The sequence below is a fragment of the Nocardioides alkalitolerans genome, assembly GCA_038184435.1.
GTDB classification, from domain to species: domain Bacteria; phylum Actinomycetota; class Actinomycetes; order Propionibacteriales; family Nocardioidaceae; genus Nocardioides; species Nocardioides alkalitolerans_A.
Genome location: CP116227.1, coordinates 418,625 through 434,204 on the forward strand (window position 1 = coordinate 418,625; position 15,580 = coordinate 434,204).

At 74.2% G+C, this 15,580-nt stretch carries 15 protein-coding genes; 9 read left to right on the forward strand and 6 right to left on the reverse strand.

Annotated elements, in window-relative coordinates:
• Positions 1 to 52: 52 nt before the first annotated feature.
• Complete coding sequence (locus tag PIR53_02035) at positions 53 to 469, reverse strand: DUF4439 domain-containing protein (GenBank protein ID WZH52785.1); 417 nt, start codon at positions 467 to 469, stop codon at positions 53 to 55.
• The gene (locus tag PIR53_02040) at positions 466 to 1,068 is read right to left on the reverse strand and encodes a hypothetical protein (protein ID WZH52786.1); all 603 of its coding nucleotides are present in this window, start codon (positions 1,066 to 1,068) and stop codon (positions 466 to 468) included. The genes PIR53_02035 and PIR53_02040 overlap by 4 nt, the downstream gene beginning before the upstream one ends.
• Before the next feature lie 115 nt (positions 1,069 to 1,183).
• On the opposite strand from PIR53_02040, the gene rimP reads away from it, so the two are divergent.
• From rimP to PIR53_02075, 7 genes are all read left to right on the forward strand, one after another.
• On the forward strand, positions 1,184 to 1,684 hold the full coding sequence (gene rimP, locus PIR53_02045) for a ribosome maturation factor RimP (GenBank protein ID WZH52787.1): 501 nt from the start codon (positions 1,184 to 1,186) through the stop codon (positions 1,682 to 1,684).
• The gene (gene nusA, locus PIR53_02050) at positions 1,684 to 2,703 is read left to right on the forward strand and encodes a transcription termination factor NusA (GenBank protein ID WZH52788.1); all 1,020 of its coding nucleotides are present in this window, start codon (positions 1,684 to 1,686) and stop codon (positions 2,701 to 2,703) included. Before rimP ends, nusA begins: the two co-directional genes overlap by 1 nt.
• Positions 2,704 to 2,786: 83 nt before the next feature.
• The gene (locus tag PIR53_02055) at positions 2,787 to 3,143 is read left to right on the forward strand and encodes a YlxR family protein (protein ID WZH52789.1); all 357 of its coding nucleotides are present in this window, start codon (positions 2,787 to 2,789) and stop codon (positions 3,141 to 3,143) included.
• 152 nt (positions 3,144 to 3,295) lie between these two features.
• The gene (gene infB / locus PIR53_02060; GenBank protein WZH52790.1) at positions 3,296 to 6,247 is read left to right on the forward strand and encodes a translation initiation factor IF-2; all 2,952 of its coding nucleotides are present in this window, start codon (positions 3,296 to 3,298) and stop codon (positions 6,245 to 6,247) included.
• 102 nt (positions 6,248 to 6,349) lie between these two features.
• Positions 6,350 to 6,814, forward strand: coding sequence for a 30S ribosome-binding factor RbfA (gene rbfA / locus PIR53_02065; GenBank protein ID WZH52791.1), 465 nt, complete (start codon positions 6,350 to 6,352; stop codon positions 6,812 to 6,814).
• Complete coding sequence (truB, locus tag PIR53_02070) at positions 6,811 to 7,701, forward strand: tRNA pseudouridine(55) synthase TruB (protein WZH52792.1); 891 nt, start codon at positions 6,811 to 6,813, stop codon at positions 7,699 to 7,701. The genes rbfA and truB overlap by 4 nt, the downstream gene beginning before the upstream one ends.
• 44 nt (positions 7,702 to 7,745) lie before the next feature.
• Positions 7,746 to 8,681, forward strand: a complete 936-nt coding sequence (locus PIR53_02075) for a bifunctional riboflavin kinase/FAD synthetase (protein WZH52793.1) — start codon at positions 7,746 to 7,748, stop codon at positions 8,679 to 8,681.
• Between the two features lie 195 nt (positions 8,682 to 8,876).
• On the opposite strand, the gene PIR53_02080 is transcribed toward PIR53_02075, so the two are convergent.
• Genes PIR53_02080 through PIR53_02095 form a run of 4 tightly spaced genes read right to left on the reverse strand, consistent with a single transcriptional unit; the run spans position 8,877 to position 13,078 of the window.
• Positions 8,877 to 9,134: an HPr family phosphocarrier protein gene (locus tag PIR53_02080; protein ID WZH52794.1), complete on the reverse strand. Its 258-nt coding sequence runs from the start codon at positions 9,132 to 9,134 to the stop codon at positions 8,877 to 8,879.
• Positions 9,135 to 9,165: 31 nt separating this feature from the next.
• Positions 9,166 to 11,313, reverse strand: a complete 2,148-nt coding sequence (locus PIR53_02085) for a fructose-specific PTS transporter subunit EIIC (protein ID WZH52795.1) — start codon at positions 11,311 to 11,313, stop codon at positions 9,166 to 9,168.
• On the reverse strand, positions 11,310 to 12,287 hold the full coding sequence (locus tag PIR53_02090) for a 1-phosphofructokinase family hexose kinase (protein WZH52796.1): 978 nt from the start codon (positions 12,285 to 12,287) through the stop codon (positions 11,310 to 11,312). The genes PIR53_02085 and PIR53_02090 overlap by 4 nt, the downstream gene beginning before the upstream one ends.
• The gene (locus PIR53_02095; protein ID WZH52797.1) at positions 12,284 to 13,078 is read right to left on the reverse strand and encodes a DeoR/GlpR family DNA-binding transcription regulator; all 795 of its coding nucleotides are present in this window, start codon (positions 13,076 to 13,078) and stop codon (positions 12,284 to 12,286) included. The genes PIR53_02090 and PIR53_02095 overlap by 4 nt, the downstream gene beginning before the upstream one ends.
• A gap of 73 nt (positions 13,079 to 13,151) precedes the next feature.
• On the opposite strand from PIR53_02095, the gene ptsP reads away from it, so the two are divergent.
• Positions 13,152 to 14,855 carry a phosphoenolpyruvate--protein phosphotransferase gene (ptsP, locus tag PIR53_02100; protein WZH52798.1) on the forward strand — a complete coding sequence of 568 codons (1,704 nt, stop codon included), beginning with the start codon at positions 13,152 to 13,154 and terminating at the stop codon, positions 14,853 to 14,855.
• Positions 14,856 to 15,002: 147 nt separating this feature from the next.
• The gene (gene rpsO / locus PIR53_02105) at positions 15,003 to 15,278 is read left to right on the forward strand and encodes a 30S ribosomal protein S15 (protein ID WZH52799.1); all 276 of its coding nucleotides are present in this window, start codon (positions 15,003 to 15,005) and stop codon (positions 15,276 to 15,278) included.
• The last annotated feature ends 302 nt before the right edge of the window (positions 15,279 to 15,580 follow it).

Below are 15,580 nucleotides of genomic sequence, written 5' to 3' on the forward strand. Positions count from 1 at the left end.
GCTGGCCGAGGCCCTTCGTGCGTCTCCGAGCACCCCAGCCGGGCCGTCGGGCTCAGTCCGCGCCGGGCAGGTCCTCGGCGCCGCCGCCGAAGCCGAGACCGCGCACGGCGGCGTCCCGCAGCGCGGCCACGGCCGTGCGGCGCCGCTCGCCGCTGGTGCTCGCCACCACGAACCCGTACGTCGCGGCTGCGGCCCCCTCCGCAGCGACGGCCGCCGCCCGTACCTCGTCGGACGTCGTCAGGGGTGTCGGCGCGACGTACGAGGCGGCGGCCGCCACAGGCTCCGCCCCGTCGTCGAGCACGAGGGCGGCGAGGGTGTCGCGGCGGGCGCGATGGGCGACGTACGCGCTCGTGAGGGCGGTGTGGAGCTCCGGCTCGGCCGAGGCGGACGTCCGCGCGCCGAGCAGGGCGTAGAGCCAGACGGCCGCGTGCTCGGCCTCGAGGGCGGTCTGGAGCGCCTCGGTCGTCATGCGGACGCCCGGGCGAGGAGGAGCAGCTGCTGGTCGACGGCGGCGGCCATCGCGGCGAGGGTACGGGCCAGCGGGCCGCTGTCGGCCGCGACCGCGAGCTCCGTGAGCGTCGCGGCGAGGTCGTTCTCGGCCGTGCGCACCTCCGCGAGCGCGGCCGCCGGGTCGAGCACGGGGTCCGCGGAGGTCCCCGCCCCCTCGGTCGTGCCCGCACCGGTCGGCGCGCCGGTGTCGTCGGTGCGGTCGTCCGAGCCGGCCGCCTCGGCGAGCAGGCCGAGGTGGACGTCGTGGACGTCGAGCAGGGGCGTCAACGCGGGCGCGAGGGTCGCGTGGGTCGCGCGGGCGGTCGCGGCCAGGTCTCGCGCCGTACCTATCGCTGCCACGGCCTCGTCGACCCGCTCCACGTCGGCGGACGTGCCGTCCTCCGTGGCGGTCACCACACCGTCGGGCGTGCCGGGGTCGCCGTCGCAGGCGGCCAGCAGGGGCACGGCGACCAACGCGGCGGGCGCGGCGACCACGGCCCGGCGCGAGGTGCGCCGGGCGGCCGGCGCCAGGGCCGGAGACAGCGCCGGGGCCGACGGACGGGACGGGGCAGGGACCACGCGGGGAGGTTAGCGTCCGCTCCGTTTCGGGGGGCGCCCCGGCTGCCTTATGGTGGTCGACGGCGCGCATGCGTGTGCGCCGGGCAGCACGACAACAGCACAGGAGGCAGCAGGCGTGAGCAGCAAGCAGGACGCCGTCGTCGGCGCCGTGGAGTCGGCGATCGCCGGCCCTCTCGCGGAGCTGGGGATGGACCTGGAGGCGGTGGAGCTGACGCCCGCCGGCAAGCGCAGGGTGCTGCGGATCGCGGTCGACAAGGACGGCGGGGTGGACCTCGACGAGGTCGCTGCCGCCACGAAGGCCATCTCCACGGTGCTGGACGACGCGGACGTGCTGGGCGAGCAGCCCTACACCCTCGAGGTCACCTCCCGCGGCGTGGACCGGCCCCTGACCCACCCCCGCCACTGGCGTCGCAACGCGGACCGGCTGGTGCGCGTCTCGCTCGTCGAGGGCGGCGACCTGGTCGGGCGCATCGTCGGCAGCGACGAGACCGGCGCCCTCGTGGACCCGGAGACGAAGGGCGCGGAGCCCGCCCGCGTGGAGTACGCCGACATCGCGCGCGCCGTCGTGCAGATCGAGTTCAACCGGCGGCGTGCCGCCGAGGAGGAGAACGCCTGATGGACATCGACATGAGCCTCCTGCGCGTCCTCGAGCGCGAGAAGGAGATCCCCTTCGACGTGCTCGTCGAGGCCATCGAGCAGGCCCTGCTGACGGCCTACCAGAAGTCCCCGGGCGCGAGCTCCAAGGCGCGGGTCGACCTCGACCGCAAGTCCGGCCGGGCCCGCGTGCTCGCGACGGAGCTGGACGACGAGGGCAACCCGGTGGGCGAGTTCGACGACACCCCCGCCGGCTTCGGTCGCATCGCTGCGACGACGGCGAAGCAGATCATGCTGCAGCGCCTGCGGGACGCCGAGGACGAGATCAAGTTCGGCGAGTTCTCCGGCCGTGAGGGCGACATCGTCTCCGGCGTCATCCAGCAGGGCCGCAACCCCGACGACGTGATGGTGGACCTCGGACGCCTCGAGGCGCTGCTGCCGCCGGGCGAGCGGGTGCCGGGGGAGCGGTACGTGCACGGCGAGCGCATCAAATGCTTCGTCGTCTCGGTGCGCAAGGGCATGCGCGGCCCGCAGGTCACGCTGTCGCGGACCCACCCCCACCTCGTCACCAAGCTGTTCGCCCTCGAGGTGCCGGAGATCGCCGACGGCACCGTCGAGATCGCGGCGATCGCCCGCGAGGCCGGTCACCGCTCCAAGATCGCGGTGCGCACCACCGTGCCCGGCGTCAACGCCAAGGGCGCCTGCATCGGCCCCGTCGGCCAGCGCGTGCGCAACGTGATGTCGGAGCTGAACGGCGAGAAGATCGACATCGTCGACTGGGCCGACGACCCCGCGCGTCTCGTGGCCAACGCCCTGTCGCCCGCCCAGGTGACGAGCGTGACCGTCGTCGACGCGGCCGCGCGCGCCGCCCGTGTGGTCGTGCCCGACTTCCAGCTCTCCCTCGCCATCGGCAAGGAGGGGCAGAACGCCCGGCTCGCCGCGCGGCTGACCGGCTGGCGCATCGACATCCGCTCCGACGAGGAGACCCCGGAGGACGCACCGGAGATCGCTCCGGAGAGCGGCTCCGCGACCGAGGACTGAGGTCCGCGGGCCCGCCCGCGCCTCGTCCGCTGCTCCCCGACGCGGTTTCGGTCCGCGAGCGGCGGAGGAGTAGAGTGTGACGAGTGGCTCGCGGTCGGGATGCTGACGCGGGTACGGACGGAGCGCTCGACCCCCTCGAGGGGACGGGCCCGGTCCGGACCTGCATCGGGTGCCGGCGACGGGCCACGAAGAGCGAGTTGTTGCGGGTGACCGTGCGGCTCGGCGCCGACGGCCAAGAGGTCGTGGCGCCGGATCCGTCGGCGACCGCACCCGGGCGGGGCGCCCACCTGCACCCCGTGCGCGAGTGCTACGACCTCGCGGTCCGGCGGAAGGCATTCTCCCGTGCCCTGCGGCGCGGAGGGCTGCCCGTCGACGCCGTGGGGGAGCACCTCGACACGCTCGCCACCACCCCCTCGCGGAGCGGTGGAAGCACGACCTGACCGACCGACGAGGTCGCCCGCCGTGGGCGACCGCGACCAGAAGCTGGAGCAAGCAGCTCATGAGCACTCGATGAGTAACTCGCAATGAGTTTGCAACACCCACCAACGGTCTGAGACCCCCCGGAACCGGGTCGCAGGCCAGAAGGAGAAACGTGGCCAAGACCCGAGTTCACGAGCTCGCCAAGCAGTACGGCGTCGAGAGCAAGTTCGTTCTCGACAAGCTCAAGGAGATGGGGGAGTTCGTCAAGTCGGCTTCCTCGACGATCGAGCCGCCTGTCGAGATGCGGTTCAAGAAGCAGTTCGGCAACGAGCTGAAGACGGCCGGCGGCGCTGCCCCGGCCGCCCCCGCGCAGCCTGCGGCCCGCCCGGCCGCGCCCGGTCCCCGCCCCTCCGGCGGTGCCCCGGCGACCCCCGGCCCGCGTCCCGCGACGCCGGGTCCCCGCCCTGCGCCCAAGCCGGCGACCCCGGCGCCCGCCGCGCCTGCTGCTCCGGCGGCCCGTCCTGCGCAGCCCGCTCCCGCGGCGCCCGCGCAGCCGGCGGCCCCTGCCCAGCCTGCCCAGCCCGCTGCCCGTCCGGCAGCGCGCCCGGCCGCCCCGGCCCAGCCGTCGGCTCCGGCCGCGCGTTCCGGTGGCTCGGGTGCCCCGACGCCGGGTCGTCCCGGCCCGTCCGGCGGTGCCCCGTCCGGCGGTGCGCCGCGTCCCGGTCCGGCCGGTGGCGGTTCCCGCCCGGGTCCGAAGGGTCCCGGCCCGCGTCCCGTCGGTCGCCCCGGCTCGCCCCGTCCGGGCAACAACCCGTTCGCTTCCAACCAGGGCATGGGCCGTCGGCCCGCCGCCCCGGCTGCCGGCGGCGGTGCGCCTGCCGGTGCGGGCAACGACCAGCGTCCCCCGCGGCCGCCGGCCGCCCGTGAGGGTGGCGCTCCGGGTCGTCCGGGCATGCCCCGGCCCAACCCGGCGATGATGCCGAAGTCCCCGGCTGCGTTCGGCTCGGGCCCCGGCGCCCGTCCGGCCCCCGGTCGCGGAGGCCCCGGCGGTCGTCCCGGTGGTCCGGGTCGCCCCGGCGGTCCCGGTCGTCCGGGCGGTGCTCCCGGCGGCGGTGCCCCGGGTCGCGGTCCCGGCGGGTACGGCGGTGGCCCCGGTGCCGGTCGTCCCGGCGGTGGTCGTCCCGGCCAGCGCGGTGGCACGCAGGGCGCCTTCGGTCGTCCCGGTGGCCCGTCGCGTCGCGGTCGCAAGAGCAAGCGCGCTCGGCGTCAGGAGTTCGAGGCCATGCAGGCCCCGACGCTCGGCGTCAAGGGCGTGCGCAAGGGCAACGGAGAGACGATCCGTCTCTCCCGTGGCGCCTCGCTGACCGACTTCGCCGACAAGATCGGCGTCGACGCGGCCCAGCTCGTGCAGATGCTCTTCCACCTGGGCGAGATGGTCACGGCCACCGAGTCGGTCAACGACGACGTGCTGCAGCTGCTCGGCGACGAGCTCAACTACGAGGTCCAGGTCGTCTCCCCGGAGGACGAGGACCGCGAGCTGCTCGAGTCGTTCGACCTCGAGTTCGGCAGCGACGAGGGCGACGAGGGCGACCTGGTTGTCCGCCCGCCGGTCGTCACGGTCATGGGTCACGTCGACCACGGAAAGACCAAGCTGCTCGACGCGCTCCGCAACGCCAACGTGGTGGACAAGGAGGCCGGTGGCATCACGCAGCACATCGGCGCCTACCAGGTCGCCACGACGGTGGACGGCGCCGACCGTCGCATCACCCTCATCGACACCCCGGGTCACGAGGCGTTCACCGCCATGCGTGCCCGTGGTGCGCAGGCGACCGACATCGCGATCCTCGTGGTCGCGGCGGACGACGGCGTGATGCCGCAGACGGTGGAGGCGTTCAACCACGCCAAGGCCGCCGGCGTGCCGATCGTGGTCGCGGTGAACAAGATCGACAAGCCGGACGCCGACCCGACCAAGGTCCGTGGCCAGCTCACGGAGTACGGCCTCGTTCCCGAGGAGTACGGCGGCGACACGATGTTCGTCGACGTCTCGGCCAAGGCGGGGCTCAACCTCGAGGGTCTGCTCGAGGCCGTCGTCCTCACGGCCGACGCCTCGCTCGACCTGCGGGCGAACCCGACGCAGGACGCGCAGGGCCTCGTGGTCGAGGCGCACCTCGACCGCGGTCGCGGTCCCGTGGCCACGGTCCTCGTGCAGCGCGGAACGCTCCGCGTGGGCGACTCGATCGTCGCCGGTCCGGCCTACGGCCGCGTCCGGGCGATGCTCGACGAGCACGGCAACGAGCTCACCGAGGTCGACCCCGCCCGTCCGGCGATGGTCCTGGGCCTCTCGGCGGTGCCGGGTGCGGGCCAGAACTTCATCGTGGTCGAGGACGACCGGATGGCGCGTCAGATCGCCGAGAAGCGTGAGGCCCGCGAGCGGGCGGCGCTGCAGGCGAAGCGTCGCGTCCGTCGCACGCTCGAGGACTTCATGGCCTCCATGGAGAAGGGCGAGAGCCAGGAGCTCAACCTCATCCTCAAGGGCGACGTGTCCGGTTCGGTCGAGGCCCTCGAGGACGCCCTCGCGAAGATCGACGTGGGCGACGAGGTCAACCTGCGGGTCATCGACCGCGGTGTCGGTGCGATCACCGAGACCAACGTCGACCTCGCGGCGGCCTCCGACGCGATCATCATCGGCTTCAACGTCCGCCCGCAGGGCAAGGCGACCGAGATGGCCGACAAGGAGGGCGTGGAGATCCGGTACTACTCGGTGATCTACCAGGCCATCGAGGAGATCGAGGCGGCCCTCAAGGGCATGCTCAAGCCGGAGTACGAGGAGCACACGCTCGGCCAGGCGGAGATCCGTGCGATCTTCCGCAGCTCCCGCATCGGCAACATCGCGGGCTGCATGGTCACCAGCGGGTCGATCCGTCGCAACGCCAAGGTGCGCGTGCTGCGCGACAGCAAGGTCGTGGCCGACAACCTCGACCTGGCGTCGCTCAAGCGCGAGAAGGACGACGCGTCCGAGGTCCGCGAGGGCTTCGAGTGCGGTCTGGTGCTGCGCAACTTCCAGGACATCAAGGAAGGCGACATCGTGGAGGCGTTCGAGCTCCGCGAGATCCCGCGCGGCTGACACCAGCGGCGTACAGGCACGACACGATCGCGGGCCGGAGCCCGGGGCGACAGCCCTCGGCCCCGGCCCGCGGTCGGTTTCCACGACACAGGAGAGAACGAGATGAGCAACCCCCGATCGCGGCGGATCGCGGACCGGGTCCAGGTCGTGGTGGCCCAGATGCTGGAGCGCCGGCTCAAGGACCCGCGCCTCGGCTTCGTCACCATCACCGACGTCCGGGTCACGGGCGACAACCAGCACGCGAGCGTCTTCTACACGGTGCTCGGCGAGCAGGACGACCTCGCGGGCACGGCGGCGGCGCTCGAGTCGGCGAAGGGCCTGATCCGCTCCGAGCTCGGCAAGCAGCTCGGGATGCGCCACGTCCCGACGCTCGAGTTCATCGCCGACGCGCTGCCCGAGTCGGCGCGCCAGCTCGACGAGGTGCTCGCCCGCGCCAAGGCGCAGGACGAGGCCGTCGCGGCCGCGCGGGGCTCGGCGTACGCCGGCGAGGAGGACCCGTACAAGAAGCCGCGGGACGAGGACGACGACCTCGAGGACGACCTCGACGGGGACGACGCCGCGCGATGACGGAGCCCGCTGCCGGTCTCGTCGTCGTCGACAAGCCGGCGGGCCTCACGTCGCACGGTGTCGTCGCCCGTGTGCGGCGGCTGGCCGGCACGCGCAAGGTCGGGCACGCCGGCACCCTGGACCCGATGGCGACCGGCGTGCTCGTGCTCGGCATCGGGCGCGCCACCCGGCTCCTCGGCCACCTCATGCTGACGGAGAAGGGGTACGCCGCGACGATCCGTCTCGGCGTCGCCACCACCACCGACGACGCGGAGGGCGAGGTGACGGCCACGGCGGAGCCCGGCGCCGTCGCGGCGGTCGACGAGTCGGCGGTGCGCTCGGTCCTCGCGGGCTTCATCGGCGAGATCGACCAGGTCCCCACCGCGGTCTCGGCGATCAAGGTCGACGGCAAGCGGGCCTACCAGCGGGTGCGGGACGGCGAGGAGGTCGCCCTGGCCGCGCGCCGGGTGACGGTCCACGAGCTGGTGGTCGGCGACGTGCGGCGTCTGCACGCGGACGGGGTGGACGTCGTCGACGTCGACGTCACGCTGCGGTGCTCGAGCGGCACCTACGTCCGCGCGATCGCGCGCGACGCCGGGGCGGCCCTCCGGCTCGGCGGGCACCTCACGGCCCTGCGCCGCACCGCGGTGGGGCCCTACGGCCTCGCGCAGGCGCGCACCCTCGAGCAGCTCGAGGAGGACTACGTCGCGCTGCCCCTCGCCGACGCGGCCCGGGCCGCGTTCCCGGCTCGCGACCTCGACCCGCGCGAGGCCGGGGCGGTCCGCGTGGGCCGCGCGCTCGACGTACCGCTGGAGGGGTTGACGGCGCTGTTCGCGCCCGATGGCGAGTTCCTGGCGCTCTACGAGCCGCGCGACGGGGCCGCGCGCGCCGTGGCGGTGTTCTGTTGAGCGCGCTCGCGGGCGGCGAGGGCGCGCGGTCTAGGATCGGCGCCGTGACGACGTGGCGATCGTGGAGCGAGGTCCCGGCGGACATCGGTCCCACCGTGGCGGTGATCGGCAACTTCGACGGGGTCCACCTCGGGCACCGGCAGGTCGTGCGTCGCGCCCGCGAGCTCGCGGCCGAGCTGGGGGTCGAGGACGTCGTGGTCGTCACCTTCGACCCGCACCCGATGGCCGTGCTGCGTCCCGAGCACGCGCCGCTCGCCCTCACCACGGTCGACGAGCGGCTCTCGCTGCTCTTCGCGGCCGGGGTGGACCACGCGCTGGTGGTGCCCTTCGACCGCTCCGTCGCCGCGTGGACGCCCGAGGAGTTCGTGCAGCGCGTCCTCGTCGACGCGCTCCACGTGAAGGGTGTCGTCGTCGGGGCGAACTTCCGCTTCGGCGCGCGCGCCGCGGGCGACGTGGCGAGCCTGCGCGCCCAGGGCGAGCAGGACGGCTTCGTCGTCGAGGGCATCGCGCTGGACGGGGGCCCGCAGGTCTGGTCCTCCACCTACATCCGCACGTGCCTCGCCGCCGGCGACGTCGAGGGGGCCGCCGAGGCGCTCGGCCGGCCCTTCACGGTCCGTGGCGTCGTGGTGCAGGGCGACCAACGTGGCCGCGAGCTGGGGTACCCGACGGCGAACGTCCCCACCTCGGCCCTCGTCGCGGCTCCCGCCGACGGCGTGTACGCCGGGCGCCTGCGCCGCGTCGACACCGGCGAGGAGCTGCCCGCGGCGATCTCGGTCGGGACCAACCCGACGTTCGAGGGGGACCGGGAGCGGCGCGTCGAGTCGTACGTGCTCGACCGCCACGACCTGGAGCTGTACGGCGTCGAGGTGGAGGTCTCGTTCGTCGCGCACCTCCGCGGGATGGTGCGGTTCGACGGCGTCGACGCCCTCGTCGCGCAGATGGCCGACGACGTCGAGCGCGCCCGCGCCCTGCTGGGCTGAGCGGGGCCGACACTTTCCCCGGTCAGCCGGGGAACACGCCGCTTTGACCATCAAATTTGATGGTCAAAGTGGTCGGTTCCCCGGCTGACCGGGGAACCGACCGCTGTGGACGTGAACCGACCAGGGGGCCCGGACGGGCCCGCACGACGAACGGCCCGCACCCGAGGGGTGCGGGCCGTTCGCGTCAGGCGCGGATCAGGCGTCGAGGTCCTTCTCGACCAGCGCGACGATCGCGGCGACGGCCGCCTCGTCGTCGCCGGCGACCTCGACGGTGTCGCCCTTGCCGGCGCCCAGCGTCATGATCATCAGGGCGGAGGCGGCGTCGACGGGCTCGTCGCCCGGGAGGCCGATCGTCAGGTCGGCGTCGAGCTCGTCAGCGGCGTCGGCGATGAGGCCGGCGGGGCGGGCGTGCAGTCCGTCGGCGGAGCCGACGACGGCGGTCACGGTGGGCATGTCGTTCCCTTCCTGGGTGTGCTCGGTCGGTTCAGGCCGAGGCGGTGGCCCGGCGGGACCGGGCGGTCTCCGGGCTGGTGAGCGGGATGGCCGGGTCGGTGTCGACGTCGCCCGCGACGGCGGCCGGGGTGGCGCCGAAGAAGGTCTTCGCCGCGAGGACGGCCAGGGCCGCGACGACGGTGCCGGCGGCCAGCGAGATCAGGAAGCCGAGCACGTTGCCGACCGCGAAGAGCACGAAGATGCCGCCGTGGGGCGCACGGACCGTGACGTCGAGGGCCTGCGAGAGACCACCGGTGACGGCACTGCCGAGCATGATCGAGGGGATGACGCGCAGCGGGTCGGCCGCGGCGAACGGGATGGCGCCCTCGGTGATGAAGGAGGCGCCGAGCAGCCAGCCGGCCTTGCCGTTCTCGCGCTCCGCCTGCGTGAAGAGGCGCGGGCGCAGCACCGTGGCGAGGGCCAGGGCGATCGGGGGCACCATGCCGGCCAGCATGACGGAGGCCATGATCTTCAGCTCGGGGGCGTCGCTGGCGAGGCTCGCGGAGCCGACGCCGACGGCGGCGAAGCTGTACGCGACCTTGTTGAGCGGGCCGCCCATGTCGAACGCCATCATGAGGCCGAGGATCACGCCGAGCAGGATCGCGTTGGAGCCGGAGAGCGAGTTGAGGCCGTCGGTTAGGTTCGTCATGAGCCAGTTGATCGGCTTGCCGAGCACCATGATCATCAGCAGGCCGGCGACGACCGACGTGACGAGCGGGATGATCAGCACCGGCATGAGGCCGCGGAGCCAGCTGGGCACCTTGCGCACGGCGAGCCAGTGGGCGATCACGCCGGCGAGCACACCGCCGACGATCGCGCCGAGGAAGCCGGTCGCGGGGAGCGACGTGGCCTGCTCGGCCCCGTCGGTCACGTTGAAGATGTTCATCGCGAGACCGCCGACGATGAAGCCGGGGGCGATGCCCGGGCGGTCGGCGATCGCGTAGGCGATGTAGCCCGACAGCGCCGGGATGAAGAACATGAAGGCGGTCTTGCCGATGATGAAGAGCAGGGCGCCGAGGTAGGCCATGAGGCCCGAGTCGAAGAGCACGTGCTCGAGGCCGTAGTCGGCCGGGTTCGGCAGGTTGGTGAGGGTGTGGTCGACGGCGATCGCGCCGTACGCGTTCGTGATGTCGTAGCCGCCGAACAGGAAGCCGAGCGCGATGAGCAGGCCGCCGGCCGCGACGAACGGGATCATGTAGGACACACCGGTCATGAGCACGCGGCGCGTGCGCCCGCCCCACGACTCGGTCGCCTGGTCGTCGTCGCCGGCGGAGCTGCCGGAGCCGCCCTCGACGCGGCGCGCGGACGGGTCGCTGGCGGCGCGGAGCGCCTCGGCGATCATGGCGTCGGCGTCGTCGATCGGCCGCTTGACCGAGGAGCGCACGAGGGGCTTGCCCGCGAAGCGGCCCTGGTCGCGCACCCCGACGTCCACCGCAAAGATCGCGGCGTCGGCGGCGGCGATGACCGAGGAGGCCAGCGGCGTGGAGCCGGCGGAGCCCTGCGTCTCGACGTGGATGGTGACACCGGCGCGAGCGGCGGCGGCCTCGAGGGCCTCGGCCGCCATGTAGGTGTGCGCGATGCCGGTCGGGCAGGCGGTGACCGCCACGATCGAGGGCGGCGTGGACGACGCGGCGGCAGCGGCCGGGGCGGCGGCAGGAGCGGCGGCCTCGGCGGGCAGCGTCACGGCGGACTCGACGGCGGCCACGACCTCCTCCGGCGTGGTCGCGGCGCGCAGCGCCTGCGTGAACGCCGGCTTGGCGAGCGCGCGGGCGAGCTGCTGCAGGATCTTCATGTGCAGCGAGCCGCCGCCCTCGGGCGCGGTGATGAGGAACGCCAGGTCGGCGGCGCCGTCCTTCGCGCCGAAGTCCACGGGCGGCGCCAGCCGCGCGAAGGTGAGCGTCGGGTGCTCGACACCCGCCGTCCGGCAGTGGGGGATGGCGATCCCGCCGGGCAGGCCGGTGCTCGACTTGGCCTCGCGGGCCATGACGTCGTCGAGCACGACGGCGGCGTCCCGGGCGCGACCTGCGTCGGCCAGGACCGTGACGAGCGCACGGATGGCGCCGTCCTTGTCCGTCCCGAGGTCGGCGTCGAGCCGGACCAGGTCGGGCGTGATCAGCGCGGGGCTGGTGTCGTGGGTCATGCGTCACCTCGGGTGAACTGGACGGTGCGGGTGATGACCAGGTCCGGGCGGACCTGGTCGGGGTGGGGGATGGTCGTGCCGGGGAGCCCGGCGGCGGCGCTGCCGTACGCGACGGCGAGGGCCAGGCGCTCCTGCGGGGGCAGGGAGCGCCGGTGGCCGAGCAGGTAGCCGAAGAGGCTGGAGTCGCCCGCGCCCACGGTGCTGACCACGGTGGTCGGCGGTGGGGACGCGTGCCAGGCGCCGACGGTGCCGTCGACGCCCCGTTCGAGGAGGACCGCGCCGTGGCCACCGAGGGTGGCGAGCACGGTGTCGACGCCGCGGTCGAGCAGGTGGCGCGCGGCTCCCGCCGCGGCCTCCGGCTCCGCCTCGAGCGTCGTTGCGTCGAGCCCGGTGAACGAGGCGAGCTCGTCCGCGTTGGGCTTCATCAGGTGGGGAGCGGAGCCCGGGAGGGCCGCGACGAGCGCCTTCAGCGGGGCGTCGCTCGTGTCGACCGCGACGCGGGTGCCGCGGGCCCGGAGCCGGGCGGCGAGCGCGGCGTACCAGTCGACGGGCGCCCCCGGCGGCAGGGACCCGGCGAGCACGGTCCAGTCGGCGGTGGCCGCCAGGTCCTCGAGCTCGGCGGTGAGCCGCTCGAGCACGGCGGTGGAGATCTCCGTGCCGGGGCTGTTGAGCTTGGTGGTGGTGCCGTCGGGCTCCGCGATCGTGACGTTGACGCGCACGGCGCCCCCGGTCGGCACGGCGCGCAGCTCGATGCCGCTGGCCGCGAGCTCGAGCACGAACGGGTCGTCGGCGTCGGCGGGCAGCACCGCGACCGACGGCTCGCCGGCCGCGACCGAGGCGCGCGAGATGTTGACGCCCTTGCCGCCGGACTGCGACGTGGTGGTCGCGACGCGGTGCACGGCGCCGCGCTCGAGGTGCTCGGAGAGCGCGATCGTCTCGTCGACGCTCGGGTTGGGGGTGAGGGTGAGGATCATGCGAGGTCGATCTCCAGTCCGCTGGCGCGCAGGGCCTCCAGCTCGTCGTCGTCGGCGTCGCCGGTGGTGACCAGCGTGTCGACGTCCTCGATCGCGGCGAAGCGGCGGATGTGCTCCTCGCCGATCTTGCTGCCGTCGGCGAGCACGACGACCGAACGGGTCGCGCCCACGATGGCGGCCTTGACGTGCGCCTCGTCCGCGTCGGGCGTCGAGAGACCGTGGTCGGTCGACACCCCGTTGGTGCCGACGAAGGCGACGTCGACCCGCAGCTGGTCGAGGGCCCGCACCGTCTCGGTGCCGACGGCGGCGAGCGTCGTGGGGCGCACCCGCCCGGGCAGCACGTGCAGCTCGACCTGCGCCAGCCCGGCGAGGCGGGCGGCGATCGGGACCGAGTGGGTCACGACGGTGAGCCGGTGTGCCGGCGGGAGCGCCGCGGCGAGGGCCGCGGTGGTGGTGCCCGCATCGAGCAGGATCGTGCTGCCGGGCGCCGGGAGGTAGCGCAGCGCCCGCTGGGCGATCGCGTCCTTCTCCGTGGGCCGGGTGCGTGCCCGGTCCTGCACGCCCGCCTCGATCACGTGCAGCGCGCTGGACGGCACGGCGCCGCCGTGGACCCGGCGGATGAGGTCCTGGCGCTCGAGCGAGGTGAGGTCGCGCCGAACGGTCTCGGTGGTGACGTCGAACTCCTTCGCCAGGGCCGCGACCGAGAGCCGACCCTCCGTCGCGATGCGCTGGGCCATCGCGTTCTGACGTTCCTCGGCGTACATGTTCACCTCCTGGCGATCTTGGTTCATGTGGCTGAAACCTGTGTTTGTGTTGTTCTATGCCCGATTGTGTTGACTGTCAAGGGGGGTAGGGGGGTAATTTGTGAGCGTGCTCACCGCTGCTGACTCCACCGACGCCCCCGTCCTCCGCGGCACCCCCGTCGTCCCGGGTGTTGCCCACGCGCCCGTGCTGCGGGTCGCGACCGAGGTGGACCCCGCCGCCGTGGCCCGGTTCCGGGCCGCCGCGCCGGCCGACGAGGAGGGCGCTCTCGCGGCGTACGACGCGGCAGCCGCCGCCGTCGCCGACGGGTTCTCCGAACGGGCGGGGCGCGTGGAGGGGGCCGCGGCCCAGGTGCTGACCGCCAGCGCGGGCCTCGCCCGTGACCGCGGTCTGCGCTCCGCGGTCCGCAAGCAGCTGCGGGCGGGGGCCGACCTCCTCGGTGCGGTCGAGGCCGCGGTCGACACGTTCGTCGCCCTCTTCGAGCAGCAGGGCGGGCTCATGGCCGAGCGGGTCACCGACCTGCGCGACATCGAGCGCCGCCTGGTGGCGCGGCTCGCCGGCGCGCCGGAGCCGGGCGTGGTCATGCCGAGCAGCCCCGTGGTGCTCGTCGCCGCGGACCTCGCCCCCTCCGACACGGCCGGGCTCGACCCGACGGTCGTGGTGGGCCTGGTGACCGAGCGCGGCGGCGCCACCAGCCACACCGCGATCATCGCGCGCCAGCTCGGCATCCCCTGCGTGGTCGGCGTCGCCGGGGTGCTCGCCGTCGAGGCGGGCGTCGACGTGCTGGTCGACGGCACGGCCGGCGTGCTCGAGGTGCGGCCCGACCCCGCCTCCGCCGAGCGCCGGGTGCGCGACGACGCCGAGCTCCGCGCCACGACCGCGGCCTGGACCGGGCCGGCGGCGACCAGCGACGGCGTGCGCGTCAAGCTCCTCGCCAACGTCGCGGACCCGGCGTCCGCCCGGGCGGCGACGGAGGAGCCCGTCGAGGGCGTCGGCCTGTTCCGCACGGAGCTCTCCTTCCTCGACCGCCCGACCGAGCCCACCACCGCGGAGCAGGCGGAGCTCTACAAGGCCGTCTTCGCGCCGTACGCGGAGGCCGGCCACCACGTGGTCGTCCGCACGCTCGACGCGGGCTCCGACAAGCCGATCGCCTTCGCGACCCACGAGGGGGAGGAGAACCCGGCGCTCGGCGTCCGCGGCCTCCGGCTCGCGGCCGACAACCCCGGCCTCCTCACCCACCAGCTGGACGCCGTCGCCGACGCGGCGGCCGCGACCGGCGTGGAGGCGTGGGTGATGGCGCCGATGGTCGCGACCCGCGACGAGGCCGAGGCCTTCGCGGAGCAGGTCCACGCCCGCGGGCTCAAGGCCGGCGCCATGGTCGAGGTCCCGGCCGTCGCGGTGCTCGCCCACCGCGTGCTCGAGGTCGTCGACTTCCTCTCGATCGGCACCAACGACCTGACGCAGTACACGATGGCCGCCGACCGGCTCGCCAGCGACCTCGCCCACCTCACCGACCCCTGGCAGCCCGCTGTCCTGCACCTCGTCGCCATCACGGCGGCGGCGGGCCAGCAGGCCGGGAAGCCCGTCGGCGTCTGCGGCGAGGCGGCGGCGGACCCGCTGCTCGCCTGCGCGCTCGTCGGCATGGGCATCACGTCGCTGTCGATGGCGCCCAGCGCCGTGCGCGCGGTCGGGGCGCAGCTGGCGCGGGTGACGGCGGAGCAGTGCCGGGAGGCGGCCGACGCGGTGCTCGGGGCGGTCGACCCGACGGCGGCGCGGGCCGCGGCCCGCGCGGTGCTCGTCGGCTGATCCCGGCTGATCCCGGCTGGTCCCGGCGTTTTGGGGGGCCTCCCCGGGGGCTGCTACCTTTCTGCGGTTGCCGTCAGAACGGCCGCGGATCGTAGTGCCCGGGTGGACAGGCCCCGGCGCGCCGCGCAACGAGCGAGAGGAGCCCGCATGTCGATCGGAACCGATGCGGAGACCAAGAAGAAGATCATGGCCGAGTACGGCACGACGCCCGGTGACACGGGCTCGCCCGAGGTCCAGATCGCACTGCTGAGCCACCGGATCTCGCACCTGACGGAGCACCTCAAGCAGCACAAGCACGACCACCACAGCCGTCGTGGTCTGCTGCTGCTCGTCGGCCAGCGTCGCCGCCTGCTCAACTACCTGAACAAGACGGACATCAACCGTTACCGCTCGATCATCGAGCGCCTCGGCCTCCGTCGTTGATCGCGCCAGGAGCGGTCGCCCAGCCCGGGCGGCCGCTCCTGCTGCATCCGGCCTGCTCCACTTCGGCGGGACGACCCGCTAAGGTCGGAGCCGGTGCACCACCGCACCACCTGCACCACTGATCGACTGAGTTCCATCCACACCAGGAGCGGCCCGCACCGTCCGGCCCGGTCCTCGGTAGTGGCCCTCGGATCCCCGGTGGCCTCCTCACGGAGGCCGCCCGGATGCTCCGCGGGCCTCGATCGAAGACCGGCACGCAGCACCGCGGGAACCACTACTACCGGCCCCGCCGTGCGCGGACG